This window comes from Microbacterium sp. (genome assembly GCF_044508325.1).
Taxonomy (GTDB): domain Bacteria; phylum Actinomycetota; class Actinomycetes; order Actinomycetales; family Microbacteriaceae; genus Microbacterium.
Window position 1 is genome coordinate 1 of sequence record NZ_JBIQHX010000042.1, and the last position, 4,553, is coordinate 4,553.

Sequence of the window (4,553 nt, forward strand, 5' to 3'; positions counted from 1 at the left end):
AATCGAGGTCACCCCGTGCCACTCAGCGGTGCGCTCAGAGCCGCTCGATGATCGTGGCGTTGGCCATGCCGCCGCCCTCGCACATCGTCTGCAGGCCGTATCGCCCACCGGTGGCCTCGAGCGCCGCCAGCAGCGTGCCCAGCAGACGCGTGCCGGAGGCGCCGACCGCGTGGCCGAGCGCGATCGCCCCGCCCCAGGGGTTCAGCTTCGCCGGATCGGCGTGCAGTTCGGCCTGCCACGCCAGCGGCACGGAGGCGAAGGCCTCGTTCACCTCGTAGACGTCGAGGTCGTCGATGGCGAGTCCGGAGCGGTCGAGGATGCGTCGGGTCGCCGGGATCGGGCCGGTCAGCATGAGCATCGGGTCGTCGCCGACCACGGCGAACGCGTGGAACCGTGCGCGGGGCGTCAGCCCCAGCTCGGCGGCCTTCTCCTCCGACATGATGAGCGCGGCGGAGGCGGCGTCGGTCAGCGGCGACGAGTTACCCGGCGTGATCATCCACTCGAGCTCGGGAAAGCGCGCCGCGAGCTCATCGGTGCGGAACGCCGGGTTCAGCCCGGCGAGGCCCTCAGCGGTGGTCCCGGCGCGGATCGTCTCGTCCCCCTCGACCCCGTCGACCGGCACGACCTGGGATGCGAAGTCACCGCGGGCCCAGGCATCCGCCGCCCTTCTGTGCGACTCCGCCGAGAAGGCATCCAGCTCCTCGCGGGTGAAGCCCCACTTCGCGGCGATCAGCTCGGCGGAGACGCCCTGGTTGACGAGGCCGTCGGGGTAGCGGGCGCGGATGCCTGGGGCCGTCGATCCGCCGGCCCGCGACGAGCCGAGCGGCACCCGGCTCATCGACTCGACGCCCGCGGCGATGACGATGTCGTACGCCCCCGCCATGACTCCCTGCGCCGCGAAGTGGGCGGCCTGCTGGCTCGACCCGCACTGGCGGTCGATGGTGACCGCGGGCACGGTCTCGTCGAAGCCGGCGGCGAGCATCGCCATCCGCCCGATGTTCATCGCCTGATCGCCGATCTGACTGACGCACCCCATGATCACGTCGTCGACCTGGGTGGATTCGAGTCCGCTGCGCTCGAGGATCGTGCGCAGCACGTGCGCGGCCAGGTCGACCGGGTGCACGTCGCTGAGGGCGCCTCCGGGCTTGCCGCGGCCGGAGGGCGTGCGGATCACATCGACGATGACGGCGTTGCGGACCATGGTCCGATCCTCTCATCTCCGGACGAGCGCACGGCCGACAGTCGCCTCGCTGATAGGCTCCGGGGCTGTCACCGCGCAGCATGGAGGGGTTCATGGGGGACCGCACGCACACGGTCGTCATCACGGGCGGCAATCGGGGTCTGGGCAAGGCCATCGCGGAGCGGTTCGTCGCCTCGGGGCACCGGACCGCGGTGCTGACCCGGGACGGCTCCGCGCCCACCGGAGCCCGGGGGTACACGGCCGATGTCGCCGACATGGCGTCCCTGCAGCGCGCGCTCGATCACGTGCGCGACGATCTGGGCGCGATCGACGTGGCCGTCGCCAACGCGGGCATCACGCGGGACCGCCGACTCACCCGGATGGACGAGGCCGAGTTCGCCGAGGTGATCGACGTGAACCTGACCGGCGCGTTCCGGCTCAGCCGCCTCGTGATCGACGAAATGGTGAAGACCGGTTACGGCCGGATCGTGTTCATCTCGAGCGTCGGGGCGGTCATGCCTTCCTTCGGTCAGGTGAACTACGCGTCATCGAAGGCCGGGCTGCTCGGGATGGCGCGCGCCATCGCCGGTGAGTACTCGCACGCGGGCGTCACGGCGAATGTGGTCGCCCCCGGCTTCGTGGAGACCGACATGACCGCGGCGCTCACGCCCGAGCGCAGGGAGGCCATCCTCGCGCGGGTCCCTGCCGCCCGGGCCGGAACCTCGGAGGAGATCGCCGCCGCCGTGGCCTGGCTTGCGGGCCCGGAGAGCGGCTACATCACCGGGGCATGGATTCCCGTCGACGGCGGCGTGTCCATGGGGCACTGAGCCCCGAACGGCAGCGCCGCGGCTACAGCGCACCGAGGATGTCGTTGACGCGCTCCTTGGCGTCACCGAACAGCATCTGCGCGTTCTCGCGGAAGAACAGCGGATTCTGCACGCCCGCGTAGCCGGTGGCCATCGATCGCTTGAAGACGACGATGTTCTTCGACTCCCACACCCGCAGCACGGGCATGCCGGCGATGGGCGAGCCCGGGTCTTCGGCGGCCGCCGGGTTGACGGTGTCGTTGGCGCCGATGACGAGCACCACGTCGGTCTCGGCCAGGTCGTCGTTGATCTCGTCCATCTCGAGCACGATGTCGTACGGGACCTTCGCCTCGGCGAGCAGCACGTTCATGTGCCCGGGGAGGCGACCGGCGACCGGGTGGATGCCGAACCGCACGTCGACGCCCTTGGCACGCAGCTTGTCGGTGAGCTCGGCGACCGGGTACTGCGCCTGGGCGACCGCCATCCCGTACCCCGGGGTGATCACGACGCTGGACGCGTTCGCGAGCAGGTTCGCGACGGACTCGGCGTCGGTCTCGCGGTGCTCACCGTGGTCGACGTCGTCCTTCTTGGGCGCCTCGATGCCGAAGCCGCCGGCGATGACCGAGATGAACGACCGGTTCATCGCCTTGCACATGATGTAGCTGAGGTACGCACCGGACGAGCCGACGAGCGCACCGGTGACGATGAGCAGGTCGTTGTTGAGCAGGAAGCCCGCCGCGGCCGCCGCCCATCCCGAATAGCTGTTGAGCATCGAGATCACCACGGGCATGTCGCCGCCGCCGATCGAGGCGACCAGGTGCCACCCGAGCGCGAGCGAGAGGACGGTCACGACGATCAGCAGCCACAGCTGCGGGTCGATGACGTACCAGACGGTCAGCCCGGCGAACACGATGAGCGCGCCGAGGTTCATGATGTTCTTGCCCGGCAGCGTCAGCGGGCGCGACGACATCCGCCCGGAGAGCTTGAGGAACGCGACGATGGAGCCGGTGAGGGTCACCCCACCGATGAACACGCCGATGAAGACCTCGGCGTGGTGGATGTCGCGCAGCGTGCCGGTGAGACCCACGTCGAAGAGCGCGCCGTTCCAGCCGACCAGGACGGCGGCCGCACCGACGAAGCTGTGCAGCAGCGCGATCAGCTCGGGGATCCCGGTCATCTCGACCACACGCGCCCGCCACAGTCCGATGGCGGCGCCGATGAGCATCGCCGCGACGAAGAAGACCAGGCCGATGGTGCCCGCCGGCGTCGCGAGCGCGTCTTCGACCATGAGCCACGCGGTCGCGGCCAGGGCGATGACCATGCCGATGATGCCGTAGGTCACGCCCGAGCGGGCGGACTCGTGCTTGGACAGCCCGGCGAGGCTCAGGATGAACAGGATCGCGGCGATGAGATAGGCGGCGCCCGCGATGCCCTGGGCGATGAGCGTGCCCTCGGCGATCATCGGGCGTCTCCCTTCGAGAACATGCGGAGCATTCGGCGGGTCACCGCGAAGCCGCCGAAGATGTTGATGCTGGCGATGAGCACGCCGATGCCGGCGAGGATCTGCACGGTGAGGTCGGGCACCGCGAGCTGCAGCATCGCGCCGACGATGATGATGCCCGAGATCGCGTTGGTGACGCTCATGAGCGGCGTGTGCAGGGCGTGGGCGACGTTGCCGATCACGTAGAACCCGACGATCACCGACAGGGCGAGCACCCACAGGTGCCGTGGCAGCGGGTCGGGGGCGATCGCCGTCAGCGCGAAGAGCACGGCCGCACCGGCCGCGGCGAGAGCGACCTTGGTGACCCGGCTCATGGGCTTCTTGACCTTGGCCGGCTCGGCCGGGGCGGCTGGCGCGGCGGGAGTCGGCGCGGCCGCGACCTGCACGGGCGGCGGCGGCCAGGTCGACGCGCCGTCGCGCACGACGGTCACCGAGCGCTGCACGACGTCGTCGAAATCGAGGGTGAGCTGCCCGTCCTTGCCGGGGGTGAGCAGCGTCAGGAGGTTGACGAGGTTCGTGCCGTAGAGCTGGGATGCCTGGGTCGGGAGCCGTGACGGAAGATCCGTGTACCCGAGGATCGTGACACCGTTGTCGGTGACGATCTTCTCGCCGGCGACCGAGCCCTCGACGTTGCCGCCCGTGCCGGCGGCCATGTCGACGATGACGCTGCCGGGCTTCATGCTCGCCACGTCGGCCGCGGTGATCAGCCGCGGTGCGGGCCGGCCCGGGATCTGCGCGGTGGTGATGATGATGTCGACGTCGGCGGCCTGCTCGGAGTAGATCTCGGCGGCGCGGCGGTCGTAGTCCTCGCTCGTCGCCTTCGCGTACCCGTCGGTGGACTGCTCGACCTCGACGTCGACCTTGAGGTACTCACCGCCGATGGACTTGACCTGGTCGGCGACCTCGGGCCGTGGGTCGGTCGCGCGGACGATGGCGCCGAGGCTGGATGCCGCGCCGATCGCCGCAAGGCCGGCGACGCCGGCGCCCGCCACCAGCACCTTGGCGGGCGGAACCTTGCCGGCCGCGGTCACCTGCCCCGTGAAGAACCGGCCGAACTCGTGCGCGG

Annotated in this window: 4 protein-coding genes; 1 reads left to right on the plus strand and 3 read right to left on the minus strand. The window is 70.3% G+C overall.

Features of this window, described 5'->3' with window-relative positions:
* Window positions 1–34: 34 nt before the first annotated feature.
* Window positions 35–1,201: a thiolase family protein gene (locus ACIWQI_RS16065; RefSeq protein WP_396658959.1), complete on the minus strand. Its 1,167-nt coding sequence runs from the start codon at window positions 1,199–1,201 to the stop codon at window positions 35–37.
* 92 nt (window positions 1,202–1,293) lie between these two features.
* Between ACIWQI_RS16065 and ACIWQI_RS16070 the strand changes: the two genes are divergently transcribed.
* Window positions 1,294–2,007, plus strand: coding sequence for an SDR family oxidoreductase (locus ACIWQI_RS16070; protein WP_396658960.1), 714 nt, complete (start codon window positions 1,294–1,296; stop codon window positions 2,005–2,007).
* A gap of 22 nt (window positions 2,008–2,029) precedes the next feature.
* Here the strand turns inward: ACIWQI_RS16070 and pntB are convergent, their stop codons facing one another.
* Complete coding sequence (pntB, locus tag ACIWQI_RS16075; protein WP_396658962.1) at window positions 2,030–3,448, minus strand: Re/Si-specific NAD(P)(+) transhydrogenase subunit beta; 1,419 nt, start codon at window positions 3,446–3,448, stop codon at window positions 2,030–2,032.
* Window positions 3,445–4,553 (minus strand): Re/Si-specific NAD(P)(+) transhydrogenase subunit alpha (locus tag ACIWQI_RS16080; RefSeq protein ID WP_396658964.1); only part of this gene is annotated, 1,109 nt, incomplete at its 5' end. The genes pntB and ACIWQI_RS16080, both read right to left, overlap by 4 nt.

Bases quoted from the DNA above. Each gene is read 5' to 3' on its own strand.
- ACIWQI_RS16065 (WP_396658959.1), bottom strand. From the start codon at position 1,201: ATGGTCCGCAACGCCGTCATCGTCGATGTGATCCGCACGCCCTCCGGC.
- ACIWQI_RS16070 (WP_396658960.1), top strand. From the start codon at position 1,294: ATGGGGGACCGCACGCACACGGTCGTCATCACGGGCGGCAATCGGGGT.
- pntB (WP_396658962.1), bottom strand. From the start codon at position 3,448: ATGATCGCCGAGGGCACGCTCATCGCCCAGGGCATCGCGGGCGCCGCC.